Below are 1669 nucleotides of genomic sequence, written 5' to 3'. Positions count from 1 at the left end.
TCATGCCTGCCATTGGCGGAGATGACGTAGTGGTCCGCCGTCACCTGCTGGAAGAAGCGCTGGGTGACATTCCGGTCGCTGCCGTGGTGCGGCACCTTGAACCAGTCGAAGTGGACGTGGCCCTCCATGTCCGGGAGGTAGCCGGTGTCCACCAGCCCTTCCAGGAGGAAGTCGCCCCGGCCGTCGCCGGTGAGGAGCAGGCGGCGGCCATCCGCCTCCACCACGAGCATGATGCTGCTGAGGTTGGGAATGCTCCTGTCCGCCATCGCGGTGGGCTCGACTTCTCCCGTGGCGATCTTCTCCTCGTTCTTCTCGAGCCAGCTCTCCCACCTCGCTCGCAGTCTGCCGAGGGTGGCGGCGGTGGGGCCCACGACCTTCAGGGACAGATTCGCCGATTGGAAGGGAGCGGGCTGGGTGTCCACGGAGACGAGCTGCTCCGTGAACCCAGGGTTCAAGGGCAGGTCCAGGCTGGTGACGAGCCCCCGCAGCTTGCTGCCCTCGCTTACACCCATCAGCACCCCCTGGGTGGCCTGGAGCGAGGCTTGCGCGGGCGAGCTGGCCAGCGCCGTGGCCAGCCGGGTCTGGATTTCATGGGTCATCGTCTGGCTGAAGGCGTTGTGCCAGAGCGCCTGGGGATGGACGAGCAGGGGCTGCTCGTTCACCTGCTGCTCGAAGAGTTCCGCGAACAGCGCCACCAGACCCACCGCGTGGTCATTGTCCACGTGGCTGAGGATGACCAGCTCCAGCGCCCCGCGAGAGAGCCCGCTGAGCACGGTGCGCAGGTGGTTCTCGTAGATGCCGCGAGGCCCACCATCCACCAGGATGAAGCGGGGCTCGGACGGCGTACCGTACTCGAGCAGGAGGGCATCCCCCTCCTCCGCCTGCACTGCGTGAAGCTTGAACATCGGAGTACCTCCTCGGGCGAGGGTCAGGCGCGGGTCAGCTCGGACTCCAGGTCTCCGGTGACGACGAGCGCATAGTCCTGGGCTCCGTGGAGGAGGGTCCACGCTCTCACGGAGATCCGGTAGTGGCCCGCCAGAGGCGCATCGAACCGGACGACGGACACGTTGTTCTTGTCATCCCGCAAGGGGTGTCCCCGGGCGGACCGCCGCCCATTGCCCATCCACTTGCGACCGTCAGGACCTTCGACCAGCAGGTAGATGACATGCTGCAACTCCCTGGCGGGCAGGTCCGTATAGGCCAGGCAGATGCGCAGCGGGTAGCCGTCCTTGACCGCGACGGTGAAGCAGCGGGTGGAGTTGGTGTGCGGGAGGTGCAGGCCCGGCTGCTTCCAGCAGTCGATGAACGCCAGCTTCAGCCGGGGCTCGGTCGGGTTCGGCAGGGTGGTGAGCATGGACACGCGCCCGAAGCCCTGGTGGTTGTTGGGCGGCTCCTCGCGGTCGGCCAGGGCGTCCTCACCCGTGAGCCACCGCGTCCCATTGACGAGCGTGGCCTTCACCAGCGCCGCACTGGGCTCGTGGGCAAGGCCCGCGTAGTACTCGCGCACCAGCGCGGCACAACCCGAGACGAGGGGCGTCGCCATGCTCGTCCCGCCCAGGTAGGCGTAGTGGTTGTTGCCCTTGTACGGGGCCCAGAAGTTCTGCGCTGGCGCCTTGCTGGAGCGGGTGGAGAGGATGTCCGTGCCGGGCGCCACCAGGTCTGGCTTGAT

At 67.3% G+C, this 1669-nt stretch carries 2 protein-coding genes; both read right to left on the bottom strand.

The window, feature by feature from the left end:
• Nucleotides 1-905: hypothetical protein (locus VF794_RS17835; RefSeq protein WP_331111973.1), on the bottom strand; the 905-nt coding region annotated here is incomplete at its 3' end.
• 23 nt (nucleotides 906-928) lie between these two features.
• The coding region (locus VF794_RS17830; RefSeq protein ID WP_331111971.1) for a S8 family serine peptidase at nucleotides 929-1669 on the bottom strand (741 nt) is incomplete at its 5' end.

The organism is Archangium sp., from assembly GCF_036389735.1.
Lineage (GTDB): Bacteria > Myxococcota > Myxococcia > Myxococcales > Myxococcaceae > Archangium.
This window is presented reverse-complemented; position numbering and strand designations above follow the sequence as displayed.